The sequence below is a fragment of the Variovorax robiniae genome (genome assembly GCF_037889955.1).
Taxonomy (GTDB): domain Bacteria; phylum Pseudomonadota; class Gammaproteobacteria; order Burkholderiales; family Burkholderiaceae_C; genus Variovorax; species Variovorax robiniae.
In genome coordinates this window covers 706,193-732,121 of sequence record NZ_JBBKZS010000001.1, presented here as the reverse complement: position 1 = coordinate 732,121, position 25,929 = coordinate 706,193, and the positions used below count along the sequence as shown (strand labels likewise).

24 protein-coding genes are annotated in these 25,929 nt (G+C 65.7%); 19 read left to right on the top strand and 5 right to left on the bottom strand.

Translation table 11 applies throughout. The features are described from left to right. Positions 1-38: 38 nt before the first annotated feature. Positions 39-830, bottom strand: coding sequence for an enoyl-ACP reductase FabI (gene fabI / locus WKW79_RS03170; RefSeq protein ID WP_340333636.1), 792 nt, complete (start codon positions 828-830; stop codon positions 39-41). A gap of 38 nt (positions 831-868) precedes the next feature. On the opposite strand from fabI, the gene WKW79_RS03165 reads away from it, so the two are divergent. From WKW79_RS03165 to WKW79_RS03105, 13 genes are all read left to right on the top strand, one after another. Next, a complete protein-coding gene (locus tag WKW79_RS03165; protein WP_340333635.1) occupies positions 869-2,707 on the top strand; it encodes an extracellular solute-binding protein in 1,839 nt (612 codons plus the stop codon). A 3-nt stretch (positions 2,708-2,710) separates the two neighbouring features. Further along, the gene (locus WKW79_RS03160; protein ID WP_340333634.1) at positions 2,711-3,724 is read left to right on the top strand and encodes a microcin C ABC transporter permease YejB; all 1,014 of its coding nucleotides are present in this window, start codon (positions 2,711-2,713) and stop codon (positions 3,722-3,724) included. 4 nt (positions 3,725-3,728) lie between these two features. After that, positions 3,729-4,760, top strand: a complete 1,032-nt coding sequence (locus WKW79_RS03155; RefSeq protein WP_340333633.1) for an ABC transporter permease — start codon at positions 3,729-3,731, stop codon at positions 4,758-4,760. Next, positions 4,757-6,370: an ABC transporter ATP-binding protein gene (locus WKW79_RS03150; RefSeq protein ID WP_340333632.1), complete on the top strand. Its 1,614-nt coding sequence runs from the start codon at positions 4,757-4,759 to the stop codon at positions 6,368-6,370. The genes WKW79_RS03155 and WKW79_RS03150 overlap by 4 nt, the downstream gene beginning before the upstream one ends. Positions 6,371-6,437: 67 nt before the next feature. Further along, entirely contained in the window at positions 6,438-7,616 is a 1,179-nt protein-coding gene (locus tag WKW79_RS03145; protein WP_340333631.1) for a YbfB/YjiJ family MFS transporter, read from the top strand. 296 nt (positions 7,617-7,912) lie between these two features. Further along, positions 7,913-8,506 carry a ribosome maturation factor RimP gene (rimP, locus tag WKW79_RS03140; RefSeq protein WP_340333630.1) on the top strand — a complete coding sequence of 198 codons (594 nt, stop codon included), beginning with the start codon at positions 7,913-7,915 and terminating at the stop codon, positions 8,504-8,506. 17 nt (positions 8,507-8,523) lie between these two features. Further along, positions 8,524-10,008 (top strand): transcription termination factor NusA, encoded by a 1,485-nt coding sequence (gene nusA / locus WKW79_RS03135; protein ID WP_340333629.1) that lies wholly within the window; start codon positions 8,524-8,526, stop codon positions 10,006-10,008. A gap of 24 nt (positions 10,009-10,032) precedes the next feature. After that, entirely contained in the window at positions 10,033-12,993 is a 2,961-nt protein-coding gene (gene infB, locus WKW79_RS03130) for a translation initiation factor IF-2 (RefSeq protein ID WP_340333628.1), read from the top strand. A gap of 54 nt (positions 12,994-13,047) precedes the next feature. Then, positions 13,048-13,419 (top strand): 30S ribosome-binding factor RbfA, encoded by a 372-nt coding sequence (gene rbfA / locus WKW79_RS03125; protein WP_340333627.1) that lies wholly within the window; start codon positions 13,048-13,050, stop codon positions 13,417-13,419. A gap of 2 nt (positions 13,420-13,421) precedes the next feature. Beyond that, a complete protein-coding gene (gene truB, locus WKW79_RS03120; RefSeq protein WP_340333626.1) occupies positions 13,422-14,381 on the top strand; it encodes a tRNA pseudouridine(55) synthase TruB in 960 nt (319 codons plus the stop codon). Further along, positions 14,378-16,213, top strand: a complete 1,836-nt coding sequence (typA, locus tag WKW79_RS03115; RefSeq protein WP_340333625.1) for a translational GTPase TypA — start codon at positions 14,378-14,380, stop codon at positions 16,211-16,213. Before truB ends, typA begins: the two co-directional genes overlap by 4 nt. Beyond that, entirely contained in the window at positions 16,176-17,060 is an 885-nt protein-coding gene (locus WKW79_RS03110; protein ID WP_340333624.1) for a hypothetical protein, read from the top strand. Before typA ends, WKW79_RS03110 begins: the two co-directional genes overlap by 38 nt. 29 nt (positions 17,061-17,089) lie before the next feature. Continuing rightward, positions 17,090-17,929: a DMT family transporter gene (locus WKW79_RS03105; RefSeq protein ID WP_422823807.1), complete on the top strand. Its 840-nt coding sequence runs from the start codon at positions 17,090-17,092 to the stop codon at positions 17,927-17,929. A gap of 145 nt (positions 17,930-18,074) precedes the next feature. Here the strand turns inward: WKW79_RS03105 and WKW79_RS03100 are convergent, their stop codons facing one another. Next, positions 18,075-18,467 (bottom strand): COG4315 family predicted lipoprotein, encoded by a 393-nt coding sequence (locus tag WKW79_RS03100; protein ID WP_340333622.1) that lies wholly within the window; start codon positions 18,465-18,467, stop codon positions 18,075-18,077. Between the two features lie 222 nt (positions 18,468-18,689). Next, positions 18,690-19,169, bottom strand: coding sequence for an SsrA-binding protein SmpB (smpB, locus tag WKW79_RS03095; protein WP_213954899.1), 480 nt, complete (start codon positions 19,167-19,169; stop codon positions 18,690-18,692). A 63-nt stretch (positions 19,170-19,232) separates the two neighbouring features. Between smpB and WKW79_RS03090 the strand changes: the two genes are divergently transcribed. Together WKW79_RS03090 and WKW79_RS03085 are read left to right on the top strand one after the other, a co-directional pair. Then, positions 19,233-19,682 carry a type II toxin-antitoxin system RatA family toxin gene (locus WKW79_RS03090; protein WP_340333621.1) on the top strand — a complete coding sequence of 150 codons (450 nt, stop codon included), beginning with the start codon at positions 19,233-19,235 and terminating at the stop codon, positions 19,680-19,682. Beyond that, complete coding sequence (locus WKW79_RS03085) at positions 19,682-20,011, top strand: RnfH family protein (RefSeq protein ID WP_340333620.1); 330 nt, start codon at positions 19,682-19,684, stop codon at positions 20,009-20,011. Before WKW79_RS03090 ends, WKW79_RS03085 begins: the two co-directional genes overlap by 1 nt. Before the next feature lie 31 nt (positions 20,012-20,042). On the opposite strand, the gene WKW79_RS03080 is transcribed toward WKW79_RS03085, so the two are convergent. Beyond that, entirely contained in the window at positions 20,043-20,564 is a 522-nt protein-coding gene (locus WKW79_RS03080; RefSeq protein WP_340333847.1) for a DUF4124 domain-containing protein, read from the bottom strand. A 167-nt stretch (positions 20,565-20,731) separates the two neighbouring features. On the opposite strand from WKW79_RS03080, the gene guaB reads away from it, so the two are divergent. Genes guaB through guaA form a run of 4 tightly spaced genes read left to right on the top strand, consistent with a single transcriptional unit; the run spans position 20,732 to position 24,551 of the window. After that, a complete protein-coding gene (gene guaB, locus WKW79_RS03075) occupies positions 20,732-22,201 on the top strand; it encodes an IMP dehydrogenase (RefSeq protein ID WP_340333619.1) in 1,470 nt (489 codons plus the stop codon). A 37-nt stretch (positions 22,202-22,238) separates the two neighbouring features. Continuing rightward, entirely contained in the window at positions 22,239-22,511 is a 273-nt protein-coding gene (locus WKW79_RS03070; RefSeq protein ID WP_340333618.1) for a type II toxin-antitoxin system Phd/YefM family antitoxin, read from the top strand. Beyond that, positions 22,508-22,933 carry a type II toxin-antitoxin system VapC family toxin gene (locus WKW79_RS03065; protein WP_340333617.1) on the top strand — a complete coding sequence of 142 codons (426 nt, stop codon included), beginning with the start codon at positions 22,508-22,510 and terminating at the stop codon, positions 22,931-22,933. Before WKW79_RS03070 ends, WKW79_RS03065 begins: the two co-directional genes overlap by 4 nt. A gap of 7 nt (positions 22,934-22,940) precedes the next feature. Next, positions 22,941-24,551 (top strand): glutamine-hydrolyzing GMP synthase, encoded by a 1,611-nt coding sequence (guaA, locus tag WKW79_RS03060; protein ID WP_340333616.1) that lies wholly within the window; start codon positions 22,941-22,943, stop codon positions 24,549-24,551. Between the two features lie 72 nt (positions 24,552-24,623). Here guaA and WKW79_RS03055 read toward each other — a convergent pair whose 3' ends face one another. Then, positions 24,624-25,793, bottom strand: a complete 1,170-nt coding sequence (locus WKW79_RS03055; RefSeq protein WP_340333615.1) for a hypothetical protein — start codon at positions 25,791-25,793, stop codon at positions 24,624-24,626. Positions 25,794-25,929: the final 136 nt, after the last annotated feature.

Below are 25,929 nucleotides of genomic sequence, written 5' to 3'. Positions count from 1 at the left end.
CCGGGGCGGTGCGGCACTTGTGAAAAACCCCGAAAGCTTCAGGCGGCAGGCTCCGACAGGCCGCCCACGACCTGGCTGAAGCCACCGTCGACATAGGTGATCTCGGCGCTCACGCCGCTGGCCAGGTCGCTCAGCAGGAAGGCGGCCACGTTGCCGACCTCGTCGATGGTCACGTTGCGGCGGATCGGCGAGGCCTTGGCCACGCCCGAGAGCATCTTGCCGAAGTCCTTGATGCCGCTGGCCGCCAGGGTCTTGATCGGGCCGGCACTGATGCCGTTGACGCGCATGCCCTTGGGGCCGAGCGAATCGGCGAGGTAGCGCACCGAGGCTTCCAGCGAGGCCTTGGCCAGGCCCATGGTGTTGTAGTTGGGCAGGGCGCGCAGCGCGCCGAGGTAGGTCAGCGTCAGCAGGGCCGACTTGTCGTTGAGGTAGGGCAGGGCCGCCTTGGCCATCGCCGGGAAGCTGTACGCACTGATGTCGTGCGCGATCTTGAAGCCCTCGCGGGACAGGCCTTCGAGGAAGTCGCCGGCGATGGCCTCGCGCGGCGCGAAGCCGATGCTGTGCACGAAGCCGTCGAACTTGGGCCAGGTCTGGGACAGGTCGGTGAACAGCTTTTCGATCTGCGCATCGTCGCCCACGTCGCAGTCGAAGATCAGCTTGGAGTCGAAGTCGGCCGCGAATTCGGTGATGCGGTCCTTGAAGCGCTCGCCCACATAGCTGAAGGCCAGTTCCGCGCCCTGCGCGTGGCATGCCCGGGCAATGCCGTAGGCGATGGAGCGATTGCTCAGAACACCCGTGATCAGAAGTTTTTTGCCAGCGAGAAAGCCCATGGTTGTTGCCTCATTCAAATCTTGGGCAGAATTCTCGCATGCGAGGTTGGCTGCTTTCGATGGTGATGCTCTGCGCGGCCTGCTTCGGCGGGCCGGCTTGGGCCGTGCACGGCATGGGCATGGGCTACGAACCCAAGTACGGCCCGGACTTCAAGCACTGGGACTACGTCAACCCCGACGCGCCCAAGGGCGGCTCCCTCACGCTGTCGGCCAGCGGCAGCTTCGACAAGCTCAATCCCTTCATCCTCAAGGGCCGGCCGCCGGCGGGCATGGGCTACAGCGCCAACGGCTTCGTGTTCGCCGAGTACAGCCTGCTGTTCGATTCGCTGATGACGCACAGCGAGGACGAGCCTTTCTCCAACTACGGCCTCCTGGCCGAGGATGCCGAACTCGCACCCGACCGGCTCAGCGTGACCTTCCGCCTCAACCCCAAGGCGCGCTTTTCCGATGGCACGCCGGTGCTGGCCAAGGACGTGAAGTACTCCTTCGACACGCTCATGAGCAAGCGGGCCAGCCCCACCTTCCGCTCCTACTGGGCCGACATCAAGGAGGCGGTCGTCGTCGGCGAACGCGTGATCCGCTTCGACTTCAAGCGCAAGAACTCGGAACTGCACATGATCATCGGCCAGTTGCCGGTGATCTCGCCCAACTGGGGCAAGGGCAAGCCCTTCGACGAGGTGGTCAGCGAGCCGCCCATCGCCAGCGGCCCCTACGTGATCGACAAGGTCGACTTCGGCAAGTCCATCAGCTACAAGCGCCGGCCCGATTACTGGGCCGTGGACTTGCCGGAGCGCAAGGGCATGTTCAACTTCGGCGAGGTGAGCTACACCTACTTCAAGGACCGGCTCGGCGAGGAAGAGTCGCTCAAGACCGGCGCTCTCGACGCGCTGGAAGAAGGCTCGATCAGCGCCTGGGTGCGCCGCTACAGGGGCAAGCGTTTCGACTCGGGGGAAATCATCAAGGACGAGATCTCGCATCGCCGCGCCACCGGCATGCAGGGCATTGTGTTGAACTTGCGCCAGGCCCGCTTCCAGGATGTGCGGGTGCGCGAGGCGCTGGCGCTGTCCTTCGACTTCGACTGGCTCAACCAGCACATCTTCTACGGCCGGCGCGCGCGCACGCAGAGCTACTTCCAGAACAACGACGACCTGATGGCGCAGCCGCAGGTGAGCGCGGACGAACAGGCGCTGATCGATCGGCTCAAGAACAAGGAGCGCTATCTGGCGCAGGTGAAGGGGCCGTTGCCACGACCGGCCGCCACCGGCGACACCGCGGAGGGCCTGCGCAAGAACCTCGTGCAGGCACAGGCGCTGCTGCGCGAATCCGGCTGGACCTATCGCGACGGCGCCCTGCGCGACAAGGACGGCCAGGCCTTCGTGATGGACATCGACATCGCCGACCGCGCCTCCGAGCCGGTGCTGTCGGCCTGGTCGCGCAACCTGGCCAAGCTGGGCATCACGCTGCAAGTCCGCTTGCGCGACGCCACGCTCATCAAGAAGAAGCAGGACGACTTCGACTTCGACCTGGCCATCAACATCCTCGGCGGCTCGTCGAGTCCCGGCAACGAGCTCTACGACGACCTGGGTTCGGCCTCGGCCGCGGAGAAGGGCAGCCAGAACCTCAGCGGCATCAGCGACCCGGTCATCGACGAAATCATCGAGCTGATCGTCAACGCACCCGACCGCAAGTCGCTCGCGACGGCCACCCAACTGCTGGACCGCTACGTCCTGCATCAGCACTACGTGATCCCGATGTACTACGGCAAGCAATACTTCATCGCCCACAAGGGCCACCTGCGCCGGCCTGAGCAAGCCCTGCCGCAACGTATGCTGGCCGGCTCCTGGTTGCTCACCATGTGGTGGGCAGCACCCAACTGACGCATGGCCGCCTACATCCTCCGTCGCCTGCTGCTGATCATTCCCACCTTGCTGGGCGTGCTGCTCTTGAACTTCGTGGTCGTGCAGTTCGTGCCGGGCGGACCGGCGGAGCAACTGATGTCGCAGCTCACCGACAAGGAAAGCCGCATCGCCGGCGGACCCCAGACCCGCGCGCTCGACCCCAAGCAGATCGCCGAGATCAAGGCGCTCTACGGCTTCGACAAGCCCGCGCCCGAGCGCTTCTGGCAGATGATCGGCCAGTTCGCGCGCTTCGACCTGGGCACCAGCTTCTTCCAGCACAAGGCGGTGGGCCAACTCATCCGCGAGAAGCTGCCGGTGTCGATCAGCCTGGGTTTGTGGACCTTCTTCATCAGCTATCTCATCGCGGTGCCTTTGGGCGTGGCCAAGGCCGTGCGCGCCGGTTCGCGCTTCGACTTCTGGACCACGCTCATCGTGCTGGTGGGCTACGCGATCCCGGGCTTCGTGCTGGGCGTGGCGCTGCTGGTGGTGTTCGGCGGGCAGTTGCAGTGGTTCCCGTTGCGCGGGCTCACTTCGCCGAACTGGGACAGCCTCAGCTGGGGCGCACGGATCGTCGACTACCTCTGGCACATCGCGCTGCCGGTGACGGCGATGGTGCTGGGCAGCTTCGCGATCACGGCGATGCTGACCAAGAATTCCTTCCTCGAGGAGATTCGCAAGCAGTACGTCCTGACCGCGCGGGCCAAGGGGCTGGGCGAGCGGCAGGTGCTGTGGAAGCACGTGTTCCGCAATGCGCTGATCCCGATCGTCACCGGTTTTCCGGCGGCGTTCATCGGCGCGTTCTTCACCGGCTCGCTGCTGATCGAAACACTGTTCTCGCTCGATGGGCTGGGCCTGCTGAGCTATGAGAGCGTGATCCGGCGCGACTATCCGGTCGTGATGGGCACGTTGTATCTCTTCACGCTGATCGGTCTCGTGACCAAGCTCATTTCAGACCTTTGCTATGTCTGGGTTGATCCGAGGGTGAAGTTTGACTAGCCCCGTGACCGTTTCCTTGAGCCCGGGCAGGCGCGCCTGGCTGCGCTTCAAGCGCAACCGGCTCGGCTTCTGGAGCCTGGTTCTGTTCACCGTGCTGGTGGTGCTGAGCCTGTTTGCCGAGGTGCTTTCCACCGACAAGCCCCTGATCGTGCGCTACGAAGGCAAGACCTACTTCCCGGTGGTGCGCGACTATCCCGAGAAGACCTTCGGCGGCGACTTCGATACGCCTGCGGATTACCTCGATCCCTTTGTGCGCAAGCGCATCACGCAGGGCGACAACTGGGCCATCTACGCGCCCAACAGCTACGGGCCAAAGACCCTCAACTACTACGCCAAATCGCCCAATCCGGCGCCGCCATCGCGCGCGAACCTGCTGGGCAGCGACGACCGCGGCCGCGACCTGCTGGCGCAACTGATCTACGGCTTTCGCGTCAGCGTCCTGTTCGGCCTGGCGCTGACTGTCATCGGCGTGGTGCTGGGCGTCATCACCGGCGCGATCCAGGGCTTCTTCGGCGGCAAGACCGACCTGGCCTTCCAGCGCTTCATCGAGATCTGGGGCTCGATGCCGGAGCTTTACCTGCTCATCATCTTCAGCGCCATCTTCGCGCCCAGCGTCGCGCTGTTGCTGGTGCTGCTGAGCCTGTTCGGCTGGATGGGCCTGTCGGACTACGTGCGCGCCGAATTCCTGCGCAACCGGCAGATGGACTATGTTCGCGCCGCCCGCGCGCTCGGCGTCGGCAACCTGCAGATCATGTGGCGCCACATCCTGCCCAACAGCATGGTGCCGGTCGTGACCTTCCTGCCTTTCCGCATGAGCGCCGCCATCCTGGCGCTGACCTCGCTCGACTTCCTCGGCCTCGGCGTCCCGCCGGGCACGCCCTCGCTCGGCGAACTGCTGAGCCAGGGCAAGGCCAACATCGACGCCTGGTGGATCTCGCTGTCGACCTTCGGCGTGCTGGTCGTGACGCTGATGCTGCTGACCTTCATGGGCGACGCGTTGCGGGATGCGCTCGACCCTCGGAAGGCTGACAAATGATGACCCCCTTGCTCGACGTCCGGAACTTGCGCGTGGACTTTGGTGGCAAGGAGGTGGTGCATGGCATCGACTTCCAGGTGGCAGCAGGGGAAAAGCTGGCGCTGGTGGGCGAGTCGGGGTCGGGCAAGACGGTAACGGCGCTGTCTCTGCTGCGGCTCGTGCAGAACGCGGCGCTCAGCGGTGTCGCCAGCTTTCACGGTGAAGGCGGCGAGCCACGCGACCTGTTGTCCCTGCCGGAGCAGAAGCTGCGCGGCATCCGCGGCAAGGAGATCGCGATGATCTTCCAGGAGCCGATGACGGCGCTCAATGCGCTGTATCCCGTCGGCGACCAGATCTCGGAAGTGCTCGAACTGCACGAGGGGTTGTCGAAGCGCGACGCGCACGCTGCGGCGGTGAAGCTGCTCGCGGAAACGGGCATTCCTGAGCCCGAGCGGCGCGCGCTGTCCTTTCCGCACCAACTCTCCGGTGGACAAAGACAGCGCGCCATGATTGCGATGGCGCTGGCCTGCAAGCCGCGCCTGCTGCTGGCCGACGAGCCGACCACGGCCCTCGACGTGACGGTGCGGGCGCAAATCCTGGCGCTGCTGGCCGATTTGCAAGCGAAGCACGGCATGGCGGTGCTGCTCATCACGCACGACCTGAACCTGGTGCGCCACTTTGCCGACCGCGTGGCGGTGATGGAGAACGGCCACATCGTCGAGCACGGGCCGGTGCGGAAGGTCTTCGACGCGCCGCAGCACCCCTACACCCGCAAGCTCATCGACAGCCGCCCCGAGCGCGACGTGGTGCCGACACAAGGGCAGGGTGGCGAGGCGGTATTGCAGGCCAGGGGGCTGCGTGTGACGTACCCGGTGCCCGTGCCCGGCGTGCGCGGCTGGTTCAGCAAGGGCGCGTTCGTCGCGGTCCAGGGCGCGGACCTTGCGATTGCGCCGGGGCAGACGCTGGGCGTGGTCGGTGAATCGGGTTCCGGCAAGTCGACGCTGGCACTCGCCGCGCTGGGCCTCCTGCGCCACGAGGGCGAACTGAACATTGCGGGCAAGGCGTGGACCGGCAGTGGCGCCGCAGACCGCCCCTTGCGACGCGTCATGCAGGTCGTGTTCCAGGATCCGTTCTCCTCCCTCTCGCCCCGCATGACCGTCGAGCAGATCGTCGGCGAGGGCCTCAAGGTGCACGAACCCGCCCTGGACACCGCCGCACGCCGCGTGCGCAGCCTGGCCGCCTTGCACGACGTGGGCCTGACCGAAGCGCAGTTCCCGGCCTTGCTCGACCGCTATCCGCACGAGTTCTCCGGCGGCCAGCGCCAGCGCATCGCCATTGCACGGGCGCTGATCGTGAATCCGCAATTGCTGGTGCTCGACGAGCCGACCAGCGCGCTCGACGTGACCATCCAGAAGCAGGTTCTCGGCCTGCTCCAGCGCCTGCAGCGCGAGCGTGGCCTGAGCTTTCTGCTGATCACGCACGACGTCGAGGTGATCCGCGCGATGGCTCATCAGGTGATCGTGATGAAGGATGGCGCGATCCTCGAAGCCGGCCCGGTTGACCAGGTGCTCGACGCACCGCGACATCCCTACACGCGGCAGTTGGTTGCGGCGGCGCTGATCGATCCATGAACCGTACCCGACCGATGCATGCCGCCCGCAACGCCGCGTGCGGAGCAACTTGCCTCGTGAACACCCGATGACGGACGAAGCCGCCAACCGGCGCGGTGCCTGGCGCGCCGCATTGGCCTGCATGGTCACGCTGGCGGTGGCGCTGGGCATCGGGCGCTTTGCCTTCACGCCGATGCTGCCGGTGATGCTCGCGGAGGGAAAGCTCGACCTCCAGGGCGGTGGGTTGCTGGCGTCCTTGAACTACCTCGGGTATTTCGTGGGCGCGCTGTCTTGCGCGGCGATCCGCGTGCCGCCGGTGGCCATGGTGCGCGGCGGATTGATCGCGACGGCGGTCCTGCTGCTCGGCATGGGCCTGCTGAACGATTTCGCCGCCTGGGGCGTGCTGCGAGGCGCCGCTGGCATCGTCAGTGCCTGGGTCTTCGTGTTCGCCTCGGGCTGGGGACTGCGCCGCCTCGCGGAGACCGGCGCGCCGGCGCTGGGCGGCGTGATCTATACGGGGCCCGGCATCGGCATCGCCGTGACCGGCCTGCTGGGCGGCGTGGTGGGCCGCTGGGGCTCCACCGCGGCCTGGATCGGCTTTGGCCTGGCCGCGCTGGTGCTGGTCGCGATGATCTGGCGGATCTTCGACGATGGCGCTGTCGCCGCCCAGGCTGCGGCGCCGCCCGCAGCACCGCCGGCCGGGGACGCACTCGCCGCCGCTCGCAGCGATGCGCGCTGGCTGGTCGGGCTCTACGGCATCGCCGGCTTCGGCTACATCATCACCGCGACCTTCCTGCCGGTGATCGCCCGGCAGGCGCTGCCGGGCTCGCCCTGGCCCGACCTGTTCTGGCCCCTGTTCGGCCTGGCCATCGTGCCCGGCGCGATCATCGGCGCGCGCGTGCCGTCGCATTGGGACAACCGCCTGCTGCTGGCCGCCGGATGCGCGTTGCAGGCCCTCGGCGTCCTGCTGTCCGTGGTCTGGCCGACGGTTCCGGGCTTCCTGTTGGGCAGCGTGTTGTTGGGTCTGCCCTTCACCGCGATCACACTGTTCGCCGTGCGCGAGGCGCGCCGCCTGCGCGGGAACGCGGCGGCCGGCCTGATCGGGTACGCCACAGCCTCCTACGGTGTGGGCCAGATCGTCGGCCCGCTGTTCGCCGCGCCGCTTGCCCATGCCACCGGCAGCTTCGCGGTGCCGCTGCTGGCCGCGGCGGCGGCGCTCATGGTCGGGAGCGTGTTGTTCGTGCTGGTGTGGTGGAGGAAGCGATAGGCCGGCAGCAGGACTGTCGGCGCAACCTTCCGCAGATGAATTAATGGAAACACATTGTTTCAATGCTGGCTTCCACGCTTGCAGTCCGCCCAAATCGTCGCCTGACCAGCGCCTTTCCTGAGCTATTTCGTCGCATCTGAAACATAACTGGCATATAATTCGAGGCTCACGACCAAACGGGCGGGTACCAACCGCCCGTTTTTTTTGGTCGATCGATTTCGACACTGCTGCACGGACAGGGCGGCGCCCGGGGCAGTGTCAGGCACAGACACACAACTCAAGGCGAATTCGAACACGTGGCATTGCAGCAGACAGTGGAACAAACCGTTGCCGGACTCGGCTACGACCTGGTCGAGATCGAAAGATCCGCCGGGGGATTGCTGCGCGTCACGATTGATTTGCCCTGGACTGGCCCCAATTCGGAAGGTGTGGCCGGCGCGCCCGAACCGTTCGTGACGGTCGAGGATTGCGAGAAGGTCACGCGGCAGTTGCAGTTTGCGCTGGAAGTCGACCAGGTCGAATACAAGCGGCTCGAGGTGTCCTCGCCCGGTATCGACAGGCCGCTGCGGCACGAGAAGGATTTCGAGCGTTTCGTCGGCGAGGTGATCGACCTGACGCTCAAGGCGCCCATGGGCGCGGCGGCGGGTGGCCAGGTGTCGGCCAGTCGCAAGAAATTCAGGGGCACGCTGGAGCGTGCCGAGGCGGGTGGCTGGCAGATCGTCTGGAGCGACGAACCCGCACCCAAGCCAGGACAAAAAGTGAGCAAGAAGCGCGCGCCCGCACCGTTGCAGGCGCTCGGCTTTGCATTGGACGAGCTGCGCGACGCGCGGCTCGCGCCAATCGTGGATTTCAAGGGCCGCAAGGCCAAAACCGGCGGGTCGCCGGACTGATCGAGGAGCGTAGTGGCATGAATCGCGAAATGTTGATGTTGGTGGATGCGATCTCGCGCGAGAAGAACGTCGAACGTGACGTGGTGTTCGGCGCGGTGGAATCCGCCTTGGCGCAAGCCACCAAGAAACTTCACCAGGGTGATGTGGACATCCGTGTGGCCATCGACCGCGACAGCGGCGTCTACGAAACTTTCCGCCGCTGGCACGTCGTTCCCGACGAGGCCGGCCTGCAGCTGCCCGACCAGGAAATCCTCCTGTTCGAAGCCAAGGAAGAAATGCCCGACATCGAGGTGGACGAGTACATCGAGGAATCGGTGGAATCGGTGCCGATCGGCCGCATTGGCGCCATGGCCGCCAAGCAAGTCATCCTGCAGAAGATCCGCGACGCGGAGCGCGAGATGCTGCTCAACGACTTCATGTCGCGCGGCGACAAGATCTTCGTGGGCACCGTCAAGCGCCTGGACAAGGGCGACATCATCGTGGAAGCCGGTCGCGTCGAAGGGCGTCTGCGCCGCAGCGAGATGATCGCCAAGGAAAACCTGCGCAATGGCGACCGCGTGCGGGCCATGATCATGGAGGTCGACCTCACGCTGCGTGGCGCGCCGATCATCCTGTCGCGCTCGGCGCCGGAATTCATGATCGAGCTGTTCCGCCAGGAAGTGCCCGAGATCGAGCAAGGCCTGCTGGAAATCAAGAGCTGCGCCCGCGACCCCGGTTCGCGCGCCAAGATCGCCGTGCTCTCGCACGACAAGCGTGTCGACCCGATCGGCACCTGCGTCGGCGTGCGCGGTACGCGTGTCAACGCCGTTACCAATGAACTGGCCGGCGAACGCGTCGACATCGTGCTGTGGAGCGAAGACCCGGCGCAATTCGTGATCGGCGCGCTGGCCCCGGCCAACGTGACCTCGATCGTGGTCGACGAAGAGAAGCACGCCATGGACGTGGTGGTCGACGAGGAAAACCTCGCCATCGCCATCGGCCGCGGCGGCCAGAACGTGCGCCTGGCTTCCGACCTGACGGGTTGGAAGATCAACATCATGGACGCCAACGAATCGGCCCAGAAGCAGGCCGTCGAAACCGACGCCAGCCGCAAGCTGTTCATGGAAAAGCTCGATGTGGACGAGGAGATCGCCGACATCCTGATCTCCGAAGGCTTCACCAGCCTCGAGGAAGTGGCCTATGTGCCGATCTCCGAGCTGCTCGAGATCGAGAGCTTCGACGAAGACACCATCAACGAGCTGCGTTCGCGCGCCAAGGATGCGCTGTTGACGATGGAGATCGCCAAGGAAGAAAACGTCGAGACCGTCTCGCAGAACCTGCGCGACCTCGATGGCCTCGATCCTGAACTCATTCCCAAGTTGGCCGAGGCGGGTGTCCACACCCGTGACGACCTGGCCGACCTCGCGGTCGACGAACTCACCGAGATCACCGGCCAGAGCGCCGATGACGCCAAAGCCCTCATCCTGAAAGCCCGCGAACATTGGTTCGCCGGCCAGGCTTGATGGTCATGGAGGCTCAAAGCACATATGTCCAGCACCACAGTCGCCGAGTTCGCGAACGAACTCAAAAAGACCCCCGAAATCCTTCTTGACCAGCTCAAGAGCGCAGGCGTGCCCAAGGCGGCCGCGTCCGACGCGCTCACCGAGCAGGACAAGCAGCGCCTGCTCGGCCACCTCAAGGCCAGCCATGGCACGGTCGAGCCCGAGCGCAAGAAGATCACGCTGACGAAGAAGTCGACCAGCGAGATCAAGCAGGCCGACGCCACCGGCCGCGCGCGCACGATCCAGGTGGAAGTGCGCAAGAAGCGCACCTTCATCCAGCGCGACGAGGCCCATGCCCCCGCGCCCGAGGCGCCGCAACCGGCCGCACCGGTCGCGCAAGCCCCTGCCGCACCCCAGATCGACGGCGCTGAACTGGCCCGCCGCGAGGAAGAGGCACGCCGCCAGGCCGAGTTGATCCGCCGCCAGGAGGAAGAACTCGCCGAGAAGCGCCGTGTCCGCGAGGAGGCCGAGGCCCGCGAACGCGAGCAGGCCGAGCGCGCCGAGAAGGCTGAAAAGGCCGAGCAAGCCGCCAAGGCCGAAGCCGCCGCGGCTGCAGCCGCCGCTGCCGCCAAGCAGAAGGAAGCCGCGCCCCCTGTCGCGCCTGTGAAGCCCACGGCCAAGGCCGTCGCCGCCGAAGAGGCCGCGAAGGCTGTCGCCGCGAAGGCCGCTGCCGACAAGGTGGTGGCCGACGCAGCCGCCGCGCAAGTCAAGGAAGACGCCAAGGCCAAGGCCGCCGCCGATTCGAAGGCACGTGCCGACGAGGAAGCCGCCCGCGCGGCCGACCTGAACGAGCGCCGCCGCAAGGCCCTCGCAGAGGCCGAAGCCATCCGCGCCATGATGAACGCACCGGCCCGCGTGCTGGTGCCGCACAAGGCGCCCGAGAAGGAACAACCGAAGCCAGCAGTCAAAGGCACGCTGCACAAGCCCGCCACGCCGGCGGCTCGTCCAGGCGCGCCCGCCGCGGCTCCCGGCGCCGCTGCTACCGCAGCCCCTGGCAGCAAGGACGTCAAGTCCGCCAAGCTCTCGTCGAGCTGGGCAGGCGATCCGGCCAAGAAGAAGGAAATCAAGACCCGTGGCGACGCCAGTGGTGGCGTTGGACGTGGCAACTGGCGCGGTGGCCCGCGTGGCCGTCGCGGCAATGACCGCGGAGGCCCGGAAGAGCATCAACAGGCCGCACCGGTCGAGGCACGCGTGCTCGAAGTGCACGTGCCCGAGACCATCACCGTGGCCGAGCTGGCGCACAAGATGGCCGTCAAGGCGCAAGAGGTCATCAAGCAGTTGATGAAGCTCGGCATGATGGCGACCATCAACCAGTCGCTGGACCAGGACACCGCCATGATCGTGGTGGAAGAACTGGGCCACAACGCGGTTGTTGCCGCGCTGGACGATCCGGAAGCCTTCACTGACGAGGACGTTTCGGCGCAACAGGCAGAACTGCTGCCGCGCGCCCCGGTCGTCACCGTCATGGGTCACGTCGACCACGGCAAGACCTCGCTGCTGGACTACATCCGCCGCGCCAAGGTCGCTGCGGGCGAAGCCGGCGGCATCACGCAGCACATCGGTGCGTACCACGTCGAGACCGAACGCGGCATGGTGTCCTTCCTGGACACCCCGGGTCACGAGGCGTTCACCGCCATGCGTGCCCGTGGCGCGCAAGCGACCGACATCGTCATCCTGGTGGTGGCGGCCGACGACGGCGTCATGCCGCAGACCAAGGAAGCCATCAAGCACGCGAAGGCGGCGGGTGTGCCGATCGTGGTCGCGATCAACAAGGTCGACAAGCCCGATGCCAACCTGGACCGCGTCAAGCAGGAACTGGTGGCCGAAGAGGTCGTGCCTGAAGAATACGGCGGCGACGTGCCCTTCGTGCCGGTGTCCGCCAAGACGGGCCAGGGCATCGACGACCTGCTGGAACAAGTGCTGCTGCAAGCCGAAGTGCTGGAACTCAAGGCGCCGGTCGATGCCGCTGCCAAGGGCCTGGTCATCGAAGCGCAACTCGACAAGGGCCGCGGCCCGGTCGCGACGGTGCTGGTGCAGTCTGGCACGCTCAAGACCGGCGACGTGGTGCTGGCCGGCTCGACCTATGGCCGCGTGCGCGCCATGCTCGACGAAGACGGCAAGACCATCAAGTCGGCGGGTCCGTCGATCCCGGTGGAAATCCAGGGCCTGACCGAAGTGCCGCAAGCGGGCGACGAGTTCATGGTGATGGCCGACGAGCGCCGTGCGCGCGAAATCGCGACCTACCGTGCCGGCAAGTTCCGCAACACCAAGCTGGCCAAGCAGCAAGCCGCGAACCTGTCGAACATGTTCACGGATCTGTCGGCGGGCGAAGTGCAGACGCTGCGCATCATCATCAAGGCCGACGTGCAGGGCTCGCAGGAAGCATTGGCCCAGTCGCTGCTCAAGCTGGCGACCGAAGAAGTCAAGGTGCAGATCGTCTACGCAGGCGTCGGCGGCATCAGCGAAAGCGACATCAACCTCGCGATCGCGTCGAAGGCTGTCGTCATCGGCTTCAACGTGCGGGCCGATGCCGGTGCGCGCAAGCTGGCCGAAGGCAATGGCGTGCAGCTGAACTACTACAGCATCATCTACGACGCCGTGGATGAGGTGAAGGTGGCGATGTCCGGCATGCTGGCGCCCGAGCGCCGCGAAGAGGTCATCGGCTCGGCCGAGATCCGCACGGTGTTCGTCGCGTCGAAGATCGGCACGGTGGCAGGCTCGTACATCACGTCCGGCCACGTCACCCGCAGCTCGCATTTCCGCCTGCTGCGCGACAACGTGGTGGTCTACACCGGCGAAATCGACTCGCTCAAGCGCATGAAGGACGACGTCCGCGAAGTCCGCGAAGGCTTCGAGTGCGGTATCAAGCTCAAGAACTACAACGACATCAAAGAGGGCGATCAGCTCGAATTCTTCGAAGTCAAGGAGATTGCGCGTACCCTGTAAATCGGGCCGCCGGATTCGAAGAGTCCGGCACCCCATTTCGATCCCGCATTCGACATGCCAAAACGCAAAGCAGCCGCCCCCAATCGATCGTTCAAGATCGCCGACCAGATCCAGCGGGATCTGACGGAGTTGATCGGGCGCGAATTGAAGGATCCGCGGGTTGGCATGGTCACCTTGCAAGGCGTCGAGGTCACGCCGGACTATGCGCACGCGAAGGTCTTCTTCAGCGTGCTGACGGGTGATCCGGTCGAGACCACCGAGGCATTGAACCAGGCGGCGGGCTTCCTGCGCGCCGGCCTGTTCAAGCGCCTGCACATCCACACTGTGCCGACGCTGCACTTCCTGTTCGACCGCACCACCGAGCGTGCCGCCGACATGAACAAGCTCATCGCGCAAGCTGTCGCCTCGCGCTCGAAAGAGGAATAGCCATGCACGCGCCACGCACAAGGGTGCAGCGGCGCCCTGTGCATGGGGTGTTGCTGCTCGACAAACCGCTGGGGTTCTCCAGTAACCAGGCCTTGCAGAAGGCCAAGTGGTTGTTGCGCGCCGAGAAGGCCGGGCACACGGGCACGCTCGATCCGCTCGCGACCGGGGTGCTGCCGCTGTGCTTTGGCGCGGCGACCAAGTTCAGCCAACTTCATCTGGATGCGGACAAGACCTATGTGGCGACGGCGCGGCTGGGTGTGAAGACCGCGACCGGCGATGCGGAAGGCGATGTGATTGCCGAGCGGCCGGTCAATGTCACGCCTGAGGATCTGGCGCGCGTCCAGGCGCAATTCACCGGCCCGATTCGCCAGACGCCCCCGATGCACAGCGCGCTCAAGAAGGACGGCAAGGCGCTCTACGAATATGCCCGTGAAGGCATCGAGGTCGCGCGCGCGGCGCGCGACGTCGTGATCCATTCGCTGAAGGTGTCTCTGATGGACACGCCTTCGGACATCCGCCTCACCGCCCGCGTGAGCAAGGGCACCTACATCCGCACGCTCGGCGAAGACATCGGCGAAGCGCTCGGTTGCGGCGCGCATCTCACCTCGCTGCGCCGCACCGCGACGGGCGACTTCTACGAATCACAATGCATCACGCTCGAAGCGCTCGAAGCCATGAGCGAAGAAGAACGCCTCGCGCAACTGTTGCCAGCCGAAGCGCTGGTGGCGGGCCACAGCCGTGTCACGTTGGGCACGGAAGATGCGGCTCGTTTTCTGTCCGGCCTGCGTCGGCGCGGGCAGTGGGCTGATGCGAGTGAAGTCGCCGTGTTCGGCTGCGAACCCCGAGCCTTCCTCGGCACCGCCCACATCACCGCCAACGAACTGATCCCGGGGCGCTTGCTGAACCCCATCGAAATCCAGCAAATCCTTTTGAACGCAACTTCTTGCGAGACGACACCATGAGTACCCATCAAATTCGCAACATCGCCATCATTGCCCACGTGGACCATGGCAAGACCACGATGGTCGACCAGCTGCTGCGCCAGTCGGGCACCTTCGCCGAACACGAGAAGGTGGTCGACACCGTGATGGACAACAACGCGATCGAAAAGGAACGCGGCATCACCATCCTGGCCAAGAACTGCGCCGTGACCTGGCAAGGGACGCACATCAACATCGTCGACACCCCGGGCCACGCGGACTTCGGCGGTGAAGTGGAACGCGCGCTGTCGATGGTCGACGGCGTGGTGCTGCTCATCGACGCGCAGGAAGGCCCGATGCCGCAGACGCGCTTCGTGACCAAGAAGGCGCTGGCCCTCGGCCTCAAGCCCATCCTGGTCGTGAACAAGGTCGACAAGCCGGGTGCGAACCCCGACAAGGTCGTGAACGCCGCCTTCGACCTGTTCGACAAGCTGGGCGCGACCGACGAACAGCTCGACTTCCCGGTGGTCTACGCCTCGGGCATCAACGGCTGGTCCTCGCTGGAAGAAGGCCCGCAGGGCGAACAGTGGGGCCCCGACATGTCGGCCCTGTTCGACACCATCCTGAAGCACGTGCCGTCGCAAAAGGGCGACCCGAACGCGCCGCTGCAACTGCAGATCTCCGCACTCGACTTCTCCACCTTCGTCGGCCGCATCGGCGTGGGCCGCATCAGCCAGGGCACTCTCAAGCCCATGATGGACGTGGTCGTGATGGAAGGTCCGGACGGCAAGCAGGTCAAGGGCCGCGTCAACCAGGTGCTGACGTTCCAGGGCCTGGACCGCGTGCAGGCCACCGAAGCCGGCCCCGGCGAGATCGTGCTGATTAACGGCATCACCGACATCGGCATCGGCGTGACTGTGACCGACCCGGCCAACCCGGCGCCGCTGCCGATGCTCAAAGTCGACGAGCCCACGCTGACCATGAACTTCTGCGTCAACACCAGCCCGCTGGCTGGCCGCGAAGGCAAATTCGTCACCAGCCGCCAGATCTGGGACCGCCTGCAGAAGGAGCTGCAGCACAACGTCGCGCTGCGCGTGAACGAGACCGACGAAGAAGGCATCTTCGAAGTGATGGGCCGCGGTGAACTGCACCTGACCATCCTTTTGGAAAACATGCGCCGCGAAGGCTACGAAATGGCCGTGTCGAAGCCGCGCGTGGTGTTCCGCACCATCGACGGCGAGAAGCACGAGCCGATCGAATTGGTAACGGCCGACATCGAGGACCAGCACCAGGGCGGCGTCATGCAGGCGCTCGGCGAGCGCAAGGGCGAACTGGTCAACATGGAACCGGACGGCCGCGGCCGTGTGCGCCTCGAATACCGCATTCCGGCGCGTGGCCTGATCGGCTTCACCAACGAATTCCTGAACCTGACGCGCGGCTCGGGCCTCATCAGCAACATCTTCGACAGCTACGAGCCGCACAAGGGCGAGATCGGCAGCCGCAAGAACGGCGTGCTGATCTCGATGGACGACGGTGAAATCTTCACTTACGCCTTGGGCAAGCTGGACGACCGCGGCCGCATGTTCGTGCGCGCCAACGATCCGGTGTACGAAGGCATGATCGTCGGCATCCACAGCCGCGACAACGACCTGGTCGTGAACGCCACGCGCACCAAGCAGCTGACCAACTTCCGTGTCTCGGGCAAGGAAGACGCGATCAAGATCACGCCCCCGATCGAACTCACGCTCGAGTACGGCGTGGAATTCATCGAGGACGACGAACTCGTCGAAATCACCCCCAAGAGCGTTCGCCTGCGCAAGCGCTTCCTGAAGGAACATGAACGCAAGCGCGCTTCCCGCGAAACGGCTGCCTGAGTCGAGCTTCCCGGGAGGGGATGCCTCGGTTGCCACCTTCCGCGGGTGGCAACGGATCGCGCTTGCCTGGGTGCTGTTGGCGCTGATTGCACTGGCGCCGGTCGCCCGCGCTGGGTCCGACCTGCCGCTCACCGCGCATGCCCAGGCTGGCCAAGCCTTCGACGGGTTGCGCTCGCTGCATCCCGATCAGATGCCGCGTCTGGACGATGCGCAGGGCGGGGTCGTCCTGCGCCTGCTCGGCGATTCGAAGCGCTTTGTCGATGATGTGCGCTACACGCCCGAGGATCTTGCGGCCCTGTCGCAGGTGTGCGACCGCACCCGGGCCGCGATCACGGCCTACACCAGCTTCAACGCCGTGCAGCAGGGCGTCCCCGACGCCAAGGTCGTGGTGCAGAACGTGGTCGACTACCAGGACGAACTCGCGGTGCTGCAGCCCTTCGTGGCGCGCTGCATCGCCCGCCAGGTGCTGCTGGCCGAGGCCATGTTGCAGAAGCTCGGTGCGGCGCAGGCTTCGCAATTGCGGCTCGGCGGCTTGAAGCGCGCCCAGAACTCGCTGCTGCAGCTTTATGCTGGCGTGGCCTCCTGCTTTGCCGATTCCCGATTTGGTGCTTCCTATTGCGCGCTGCTCGACACGATGTCGGAACTCGCGCGCGTTCATGCGCGAGGGCTGCCGCTGGTATCGCGTGCCTTTGGCTTGCGCCTGTTGCCGCAGCCGGCGCAGGTTCCCGAAGGCCCGAGGCGCGAAGCGCTGCAGCGCATCGTCGATGCGCTGGGTGATATCCGGTGCACCGGCCTGTGCCTGCTCGGATCGAACGATGGCCAGCCCCCGGGTGGGGGCAAGTCTTGAAGCTGCCGCACGCGCGCGCGGTCTGGCTGATGGTGATCGTGACCCTGATGTGGTCCACGGCCGGCGTGGTGACGCGCCATCTGGAAGCGGCGCGCAGCTTCGAAGTGACCTTCTGGCGCAGCCTGTTCACGGTGCTGGCGCTGCTGGTGATCCTGCCGCTCTGGCAGGGGCGGGCGGTTTTTGCCAAGATCCGGCGCGGCGGGGTGGATCTCTGGGTGTCAGGCGTCTGCTGGTGCGTGATGTTCACCGCCTTCATGGTGGCACTGACGATCACCTCGACCGCCAACGTGCTGGTCACGATGTCGGTCGGCCCCTTGTTCACCGCCTTGGCGGCGCGCATCTTCATCGGCCACAAGCTGCCGGCGCGCACCTGGGGCGCCATTGCGGTGGCGGGCATCGGCATTGCGTGGATGTACGGACAGCAGTTCGGGCAAGGGCCCCTGACGGGGACTCTCGTGGCGTTGTGCGTGCCGCTGGCGCTCGCCTGCAACTGGACTGTGGTGCAGCATGCCCACGCAACCGGTCACGACGTCGACCTGGTTCCGGCGGTGCTGATCGGTGCGGCGCTGTCGGCCCTGGTGGCCCTGCCGCTGGCCTGGCCGTTCCAGGCCAATGCGCATGACCTGGGCCTGCTGGCCTTCCTGGGCTTGTTCCAGTTGGCGATTCCCTGCGTGCTCTCGGTGCTGTGCGCCAAGGTGCTGAAGGCGCCGGAGGTGGCCTTGCTGTCGCTGCTGGAAGTGTTGTTCGGGATTGCGCTGGCCTGGGTCGGCGCCGGTGAGACGCCTGCGCCCAGCGTGTTGACCGGAGGTGCGCTCGTGATGGGCGCGTTGGTGGTCAACGAGTGGCTCGGGTGGCGGCAGCGCAGGTGAGGTAGCGCTGCCGCGTGCCATTGCGACGCGTGAAAGCTGGGGCGGCAATGCCTGTTCGTGGGCACCCGCGGAACCGGCTCTGCCGGGCCGCTGGGTGCGCCCCCTTGAGGGGGTGCGCCGCAGGCGCTGCGGGGGTGGGCCTATTTCAGGGTTTTGCCACCGCCCAATTGCCGTTCATCAAGCCATCACCGGTCTTGTCGCCCGGCTTGGCGTCCTTGGCCCAGTAGTACAGCGGGGCGCCTTTGTAGGCCCATTGCTTCTTGCCGTCGTCGCGCATGACGACGGTGTAGGGGCCCATGGGCTGCTTGGGCGAGTCGGGTGCCATCAGCGGTGGCCAATTGGTTGCGCACTGGCCGTTGCAACTCGACTTGCCGCTGTTGGCCGCATCCTGCTTGAAGGTGTAGAGCGTCATGCCGTTCGGGCCGATCAGCACGCCATCGGAGGTGCGGGTCGGCGCATCGGGTGCCTTGGACATGCTGCCGCAGCCGGAAAGCACGGCGACCGCGACGACGGAAGCGCTGAACAGTTTGGTGATCATGATGAAGTTTCCCCTTCGGTTAAGAAAAATCGACGCAACGAAGGTACTCATTGCGACACGGCAGTTTATGCCGGAGCCAACTGGCGATGGCCGCGGGTCGCAAGATTCAGCAAGGTTGCGCGCGACAAGCGCGTCACCGAAGCCGCGGGAGATCGAATAGACGCTGGCGGTCGACGGCGACGGAAAAGCGGAATGCAAGGCTCCTTGCGACCTGCGCGCGAGTTACCTGTTGCGGCTCTTCATTGCGCGCTCCACCTCGCGCTTGCCTTCGCGGTCCTTGATGGTGTCGCGCTTGTCGTGCTCGGCCTTGCCCTTGGCCAGCGCGATCTCGCACTTCACCTTGCCGGCCTTCCAGTGCAGGTTGAGCGGCACCAGCGTGTAGCCTTTCTGCTCGACCTTGCCGGTGAGGCGGCGGATCTGTTCCTTGTGGAGCAACAGTTTCTTGGTGCGGATGGAGTCGGGGGTGGTGTGGGTGGAGGCGCTGCGCAGCGGGTTGATCTGGCAGCCGACGATGAACATCTCGCCGTCGCGGATCATCACGTAGCCATCGGTGAGTTGCACCTTGCCTTCGCGCAGCGACTTCACTTCCCAGCCTTCCAGCACCATGCCGGCCTCGAAGCGCTCCTCGAAGAAATAGTTGTACGCCGCCTTCTTGTTGTCGGCGATGCGGGAGGAGGGGTCTGCTTTTTTCTTGGTGGCCATGGTGCTTGATTTGGGGTCCGCATGGCTTCAATACAATCCGTCGCGCACGCTCGTGCCCATTCTATGAAAACAGTCCACAAGTCCGTCCTGATCTGGTACAGCGCCGAGGAGATGTACGCATTGGTGACGGATGTGGCCCGGTATCCGGAGTTCCTGCCGTGGTGCGACCGCTCGAAGGTGATCGACCAGGACGAGCACGGCATGACCGCGGAAGTCGGCCTCGCCTTCGGTGGCATCCACCAGAGCTTCACCACCCGCAACACGCAGGTGCCGGGGCGCGAAGTGCAGCTCAAGCTGATCAGCGGGCCGTTCTCCAACCTCGATGGCGTGTGGAAGTTCCAGCCCGTGGGCGGGGAGGGCGAACGGGCCTGCCGGGTGGACCTGAACCTGAGCTACAGCTTCAGCAATTTCGCGCTGGAGAAGCTGGTCGGGCCGGTGTTCGACAAGATCGCGTCCAGCCTGGTCGAGGCCTTTGTCAAGCGGGCCGAGCAGGTCTACGACAAGCCGTCCTGATGCAGGTCACGTTGGTCTACTCGCCCGCGCCGCGAGAGGTCTTTGAGCAGGCGTTGACGCTGCCCGCGCATGCAACGGCTCGCGATGCGGTGCTGGCCAGCGCGCTGCCGACGCGCTTTCCGCTACTCGATTGGGCCGCGCTGGCGGTCGGGGTCTGGGGACGGGCTGTCGAATGGGAGCAAGCCCTGTACGAAGGCGACCGCGTCGAGTTGTGCCGTCCGCTCACGGTGGACCCGAAGGTGGCGCGCCGGGAACGTTTTCGTCGGCAGGGTGCGCGCGCGACGGGACTGTTCGCCAAGCGGCGCGAGGGCGGGAAGGCGGGGTACTGAGCGCAGTCAGGCCGAGTCGGCCTGGGAAGCGCTACTTGCAGTCGCGGTCGATGGCCGTTTGGGCGCGTTTGACTTCGGCGGCGCGCTGGGCGTCGTCCAGGAACTCGCGTTCGCCGCTGGCGTTGACGCGTGCGACACGGATGCCGCTGTCGAAAGTGGCCTTGCTCTGGCGGGCTTGCGCGCAGTTGTCGGCCTTGGCCTTGGCGATCTTGGCTTCCTCGGCGGCTTTCTTGGCCTTCTCGGCCTCCGCGGCCTTGCGTGCCTTTTCCTCGAGGTCCTTGTCGACGCCGGTGGGTTTCGGCGCACTGGCAGCGGCGGGTTGCGGGGCGGCAGCAACGGCGTCCGCGCCGGGCGGCACTGCGTCGGCGTTCACGCGAGGCGCTACACCGCGGCCCGCGGGGCGTCGCAGGATGTTCTTCTCTGGCACGTCGAGCGACGGCGGCTGATCGCTGAAAACCGTCTTGCCTGCGCTGTCGACCCATTGCCACTGCGCGCTCGCTGCCAACGGCAGCACACAGGCGAAACCAAGAACCAGGGCGTGCGCGAGTTTCATCGTTACCAGTTTAGGGCTTGTGTGAATGAGTGTTACGGAAGTGTTGTCGGAAATTAACGAATGACGACCGCTTTTGAACATTGTAGGTAAGCAACGCAGGGACAACGGTGTCCGCGTCCGGGTAACTACGCACCCATCGTTACAATCCGTCTTTTGGAGCCTCACCCATGCGCCTTCTCGGCAAAGCGCTGACCTTCGACGATGTGTTGTTGGTGCCAGCGTTCTCCCAGGTCCTGCCCAAGGACACCTCCCTCGCCACCCGACTCTCCCGCAACATCACGCTGAACCTGCCGCTGGTTTCCGCGGCGATGGACACCGTGACCGAGGCGCGCCTCGCGATCGCGATTGCGCAGGAGGGCGGCATCGGCATCGTCCACAAGAATCTCACGGCCCAGCAGCAGGCCGCCGAGGTCGCGCGGGTGAAGCGTTACGAATCCGGCGTGCTGCGCGATCCGGTGGTGATCACGCCGACGCACACGGTGCGCCAGGTGATGGCGCTGTCGGACCAGCTCGGCATTTCGGGCTTCCCGGTGGTGGATGCGGGCAAGGTGGTCGGCATCGTGACCGGGCGCGACCTGCGTTTCGAAAGCCGCTATGACGCGCCGGTGACCGAAATCATGACGCCGCGCGAAAAGCTCATCACCGTCCCGGACGGCACCACGCTGGCCGAGGCCAAGGCGCTGCTCAACAAGCACAAGCTGGAGCGGCTGCTGGTCATCAACGGCGAATGGGTGCTCAAGGGCCTGATCACCGTCAAGGACATCACCAAGCAGACCAGCTTTCCGAACGCGGCGCGCGACGGCTCGGGTCGCCTGCGCGTGGGCGCGGCGGTGGGCGTGGGCGAGGGCACCGAGGAGCGTGTCGAGGCGCTGGTGAAGGCCGGCGTGGACGTGATCGTGGTCGACACGGCGCATGGCCACAGCGCCGGCGTGATCGAGCGGGTGCGCTGGGTCAAGAAGAACTATCCGCAAGTCGACGTGATCGGCGGCAACATTGCCACCGGCGACGCGGCGCGGGCGCTGGCAGATGCGGGTGCGGACGCGGTCAAGGTCGGCATCGGGCCGGGCTCGATCTGCACGACGCGCATCGTGGCGGGCGTGGGCGTGCCGCAGATCATGGCGGTGGACAGCGTGGCGACGGCGCTGCAAGGCACCGGCATTCCGCTGATCTCCGACGGTGGCGTGCGCTATTCGGGCGACATCGCCAAGGCCATCGCGGCCGGCGCGAGCACGGTGATGATGGGCAGCATGTTCGCCGGCACCGAAGAGGCGCCGGGCGAGATCGTGCTGTACCAGGGTCGCAGCTACAAGAGCTACCGCGGCATGGGCTCGATCGGCGCGATGCAGCAGGGCAGCGCCGACCGCTACTTCCAGGAATCGACCACCGGCAATCCGAACACGGACAAGCTGGTGCCGGAAGGCATCGAGGGCCGCGTGCCGTACAAGGGCTCGATCGTGTCGATCGTCTACCAGATGGCCGGTGGCGTTCGGGCCAGCATGGGCTACTGCGGCTGCGCGACGATCGCGGACATGCAGAACAAGGCAGAGTTCGTCGAGATCACCTCGGCGGGCATTCGCGAGAGCCACGTTCATGACGTGCAGATCACGAAGGAAGCGCCGAACTACCGGGCGGAATAGGCGATAATCTGGCCTGATTTTGAAATAAGGCCAGATCATGCAGTCGATCGCCATTCACCAGGCGAAGAACCAGCTCTCCGCGCTGATCCACGCAGTGGAGCAGGGCGAAGAGGTGGTGCTCACGCGCCATGGGCGGCCCATCGCGCGCATCATCCGGGAACCTGGCGCAGAGCAGTCGCCCGATGCGATGGAGGCGCTTGGCCAGCAAGCGCTGGACGAACTGAACGCCTTTCGCGCGAAGGTCAAGCCCGACCCGGACTACCAGCCCGGCGACTGGAAGAAGTTGCGCGACGCGGGGCGCCGCTTTTGAAACCCGTCATCATCGACGCCTCCGCCGCGGCGGCATGGCTCATTCCTGATGAGCGGACCGATGCGGCGGACCAGCTCTACAAGCAAGTTCGTGTGCAGCCGGGGCGCTTCCATGCGCCATCGTTGTGGCATTGGGAAACGGGCAACCTGTTGCTGATGTCCTTGCGCCGGGGCCGGCTCGACCCCGAGCAAGTCGAGCAGGGACAGAAGCTGATCGATGCATGCCAGATCGAATTCGACCCGCCGCCCGATACGCGTCGCCGCAGCGCGATCATGCGCATGGCCGGCGCCCATCAACTGACTTTTTACGACGCTGCGTACCTGGAACTGTGCGTGAGGCTCAACAGCCAGATCGCATCCACCGACAAGGCACTCCTGCGCGCCGCTCAAGCCTGCGGCATCGAGCGCATTGCACTGGACTGAAGACAACATGCAACACCAGAAAATCCTCATCCTCGACTTCGGCTCGCAAGTCACCCAACTGATCGCCCGGCGCGTGCGCGAGGCGCATGTGTTCAGCGAAGTCCATCCCTGCGACGTCACCGACGAATGGGTGCGCGAATACGCGAAGGACGGCACGCTCAAGGGCGTCATCCTCTCGGGCAGCCATGCCAGCGTGTATGAAGACACGACCGACAAGGCGCCGCAGGCGGTGTTCGATCTGGGCGTGCCGGTGCTGGGCATCTGCTACGGCATGCAGACCATGGCGCACCAATTGGGCGGCAAGGTCGAGGGCGGGCACAAGCGCGAGTTCGGCTCGGCGGCGGTGCGCGCGCATGGCCACACCGAGTTGCTGAAGGACATCGCCGACTTCACCACGCCGGAAGGCCACGGCATGCTCAATGTCTGGATGAGCCACGGCGACAAGGTCACCGAGATGCCGCCGGGCTTCAAGCTGATGGCGTCGAACGACAGCTGCCCGATCGCCGGCATGGCCGACGAGACGCGGCACTTCTATGCGTTGCAGTTCCATCCTGAGGTCACGCACACGGTGCAGGGGCAGGCGATCCTGGATCGCTTCGTGCTCGGCATCTGCGGCGCGAAGCCGGACTGGGTCATGCGCGACCATATCGCGGAAGCAGTCGAGCAGATCCGTGCGCAGGTGGGCGACGAGGAAGTGATCCTGGGCTTGTCGGGCGGCGTCGATTCGTCGGTGGCGGCGGCGCTGATCCATCGCGCGATCGGCGACCAGTTGACCTGCGTGTTCGTCGACCATGGCCTGCTGCGGCTCAACGAAGGCGACATGGTGATGGACATGTTCGTCGGCAAGCTGCATGCGAAGGTGATCCGCGTCGATGCGAGCGATTTGTTCCTGGGCAAGCTCGCGGGCGTGAGCGATCCGGAGGCCAAGCGCAAGATCATCGGCGGCGAGTTCGTGACGGTGTTCAAGCAGGAGGCGGCCAAGCTCACGAGCGCGGGCGCGAAGGGCGCGAAGTGGCTGGCACAGGGCACGATTTACCCGGACGTGATCGAGTCGGGCGGCGCGAAGAGCAAGAAGGCCGTGACGATCAAGAGCCATCACAACGTGGGCGGCCTGCCGGAACAGCTGGGCCTCAAGCTGCTGGAGCCGCTGCGCGACCTGTTCAAGGACGAGGTGCGCGAACTGGGCGTGGCGCTGGGGCTGCCGCCCGAGATGGTCTATCGCCATCCCTTCCCCGGCCCGGGCCTGGGAGTGCGAATCCTGGGTGAAGTGAAGAAGGAATACGCCGACCTGCTGCGCCGCGCTGATGCGATCTTCATCGAGGAGCTTCGCAACTTCAAGGACGCGTCGGGCAAGACCTGGTACGACCTGACGAGCCAGGCCTTCACCGTGTTCCTGCCGGTGAAGAGCGTGGGTGTGATGGGGGATGGGCGCACCTACGACTATGTGGTGGCGCTGCGTGCTGTGCAGACCAGCGACTTCATGACGGCCGACTGGGCCGAGCTGCCCTATGCGCTGCTCAAGAAGGTGTCGGGGCGGATCATCAACGAGGTGCGCGGGATCAACCGCGTGACCTATGACGTGAGTTCGAAGCCGCCGGCGACGATCGAGTGGGAGTGATCGCGTCGTAGCACCAGGCCGGCGTTCTCGAGCGGTCGGCCTTGGTCTTGATTGTGTTGGCAGCGACGCGCCTCACGCCGGCATGCGGCTCGGAAAGAGCGCCTTGAGCCGCGCGTGAAACAGGTCGGCGAACTTGTCGAATCCCTGCCGGGACGGATGCAGTTCGTTGTGCCAGCTCTCTGGCTTCGCTGCCAGCGTTCCCTGCCCATTGATGAAGGTCACGCCCTGGTGCGCGGTGGCCAGCGCCTGCAGCATCGAGGCCAGGTCGGACAGCATCAGCCTCACCACTTTGGCGCCAGCCTGTTGCGACGTGAAGCCGCGCAGGTCGAAGGTCGGCTTGAGCCAGGGGCCGAGGTGGCACACGCCACGGCCGTCGGGCAGGGCGAAGTCGTACGCATGGAAGACGAGGTGTGTGCGCGGGCTCAGCGCATCGCGCAATGCGATCAGGTCTTCGTAGCCGGCACGCACGATGGCCAGGGCCGCGTCGAAGCGGGGCCGATGGATCAGTTGCTCCGGTGGCTGCCCCGCGACGAAGTCCCGCACCCAGAGGGCCATCGGGTTGGCCACGATATCGTTGCCGCCGCCGGAAAACAGCAGCACCTCCCACTCGCCGCCCGTGGGGCACCCGGCGCTGAGTTGCTCGGCCATCAGCTTGCGTTCGTCCACGCCCATCATGAAACGCACTTCGTCGCCGGCCTTGGCCAGGTTCAGGATGGGGATGCCCATGCGCTTTTCCAGGCGAGGAATGATGCTGCCGCCGAACAGCGGATAGGGGTAGTCGAACCAGGAATCGCCTTCGGCGAACACGCGCAGCGGGCCACCCGGAGCGGACGCTGCCAGTGGCCCCCTGGCGCCGGGACCTGCCGCAGCGGCCGCTGCCTGCTCCGCCGGCGCCATGCCCTCTACGCCGCGTTGCTTCATCACCTGCATCACGGCCTTGTAGTCCTGGATGCGTTGCTTCTGCTCGCGCCGCTGCGCCTGGGCCAGTTGCTTGCGTTCGCGGGCGACGTCGCGCAGCGATGTCGCGGTGGGCGGCGGCAGGGCACTGGCCGACACACCCGCTGGTGCCGGCGTGCGCGCACGTGCGCGTGCCGCGACGATGGCCTTGGCCTGTTCGAGCGTCACGGCGCCTTCATCGGGCGCGGCCTCGGTCGGTGCCGCCGTCCGCTTGACCGCCGCCAATCGGGCCGTAGATTTTTTTGCGGCCGCCTTGGGCTTTGGCGTCTTGCGGGGTGGGACCATGGGTTTGACTCCAGTCAGGCAGTGAGGGCGCAGGGGACTTCGGTGTCAGTATCACTCTGGCCCAGCCAATCTGACCGCACCGCTGGGCATCAATTGCCCTGGCCGGGGATGTCCGCGCGCCCAATCTCCCTTACCA

Excerpts from the sequence above, each read along its gene's own strand:
- typA (WP_340333625.1), top strand. The coding sequence starts at position 14,378 with ATGAGTACCCATCAAATTCGCAACATCGCCATCATTGCCCACGTGGAC.
- guaB (WP_340333619.1), top strand. The coding sequence starts at position 20,732 with ATGCGCCTTCTCGGCAAAGCGCTGACCTTCGACGATGTGTTGTTGGTG.
- nusA (WP_340333629.1), top strand. The coding sequence starts at position 8,524 with ATGAATCGCGAAATGTTGATGTTGGTGGATGCGATCTCGCGCGAGAAG.
- rbfA (WP_340333627.1), top strand. The coding sequence starts at position 13,048 with ATGCCAAAACGCAAAGCAGCCGCCCCCAATCGATCGTTCAAGATCGCC.
- WKW79_RS03110 (WP_340333624.1), top strand. The coding sequence starts at position 16,176 with ATGAACGCAAGCGCGCTTCCCGCGAAACGGCTGCCTGAGTCGAGCTTC.
- WKW79_RS03100 (WP_340333622.1), bottom strand. The coding sequence starts at position 18,467 with ATGATCACCAAACTGTTCAGCGCTTCCGTCGTCGCGGTCGCCGTGCTT.
- infB (WP_340333628.1), top strand. The coding sequence starts at position 10,033 with ATGTCCAGCACCACAGTCGCCGAGTTCGCGAACGAACTCAAAAAGACC.
- WKW79_RS03090 (WP_340333621.1), top strand. The coding sequence starts at position 19,233 with ATGAAAACAGTCCACAAGTCCGTCCTGATCTGGTACAGCGCCGAGGAG.
- guaA (WP_340333616.1), top strand. The coding sequence starts at position 22,941 with ATGCAACACCAGAAAATCCTCATCCTCGACTTCGGCTCGCAAGTCACC.
- WKW79_RS03055 (WP_340333615.1), bottom strand. The coding sequence starts at position 25,793 with ATGGTCCCACCCCGCAAGACGCCAAAGCCCAAGGCGGCCGCAAAAAAA.
- WKW79_RS03150 (WP_340333632.1), top strand. The coding sequence starts at position 4,757 with ATGATGACCCCCTTGCTCGACGTCCGGAACTTGCGCGTGGACTTTGGT.
- WKW79_RS03160 (WP_340333634.1), top strand. The coding sequence starts at position 2,711 with ATGGCCGCCTACATCCTCCGTCGCCTGCTGCTGATCATTCCCACCTTG.
- smpB (WP_213954899.1), bottom strand. The coding sequence starts at position 19,169 with ATGGCCACCAAGAAAAAAGCAGACCCCTCCTCCCGCATCGCCGACAAC.
- WKW79_RS03145 (WP_340333631.1), top strand. The coding sequence starts at position 6,438 with ATGACGGACGAAGCCGCCAACCGGCGCGGTGCCTGGCGCGCCGCATTG.
- WKW79_RS03080 (WP_340333847.1), bottom strand. The coding sequence starts at position 20,564 with ATGAAACTCGCGCACGCCCTGGTTCTTGGTTTCGCCTGTGTGCTGCCG.
- WKW79_RS03070 (WP_340333618.1), top strand. The coding sequence starts at position 22,239 with ATGCAGTCGATCGCCATTCACCAGGCGAAGAACCAGCTCTCCGCGCTG.
- WKW79_RS03165 (WP_340333635.1), top strand. The coding sequence starts at position 869 with ATGCGAGGTTGGCTGCTTTCGATGGTGATGCTCTGCGCGGCCTGCTTC.
- WKW79_RS03105 (WP_422823807.1), top strand. The coding sequence starts at position 17,090 with ATGGTGATCGTGACCCTGATGTGGTCCACGGCCGGCGTGGTGACGCGC.
- truB (WP_340333626.1), top strand. The coding sequence starts at position 13,422 with ATGCACGCGCCACGCACAAGGGTGCAGCGGCGCCCTGTGCATGGGGTG.
- fabI (WP_340333636.1), bottom strand. The coding sequence starts at position 830 with ATGGGCTTTCTCGCTGGCAAAAAACTTCTGATCACGGGTGTTCTGAGC.
- WKW79_RS03085 (WP_340333620.1), top strand. The coding sequence starts at position 19,682 with ATGCAGGTCACGTTGGTCTACTCGCCCGCGCCGCGAGAGGTCTTTGAG.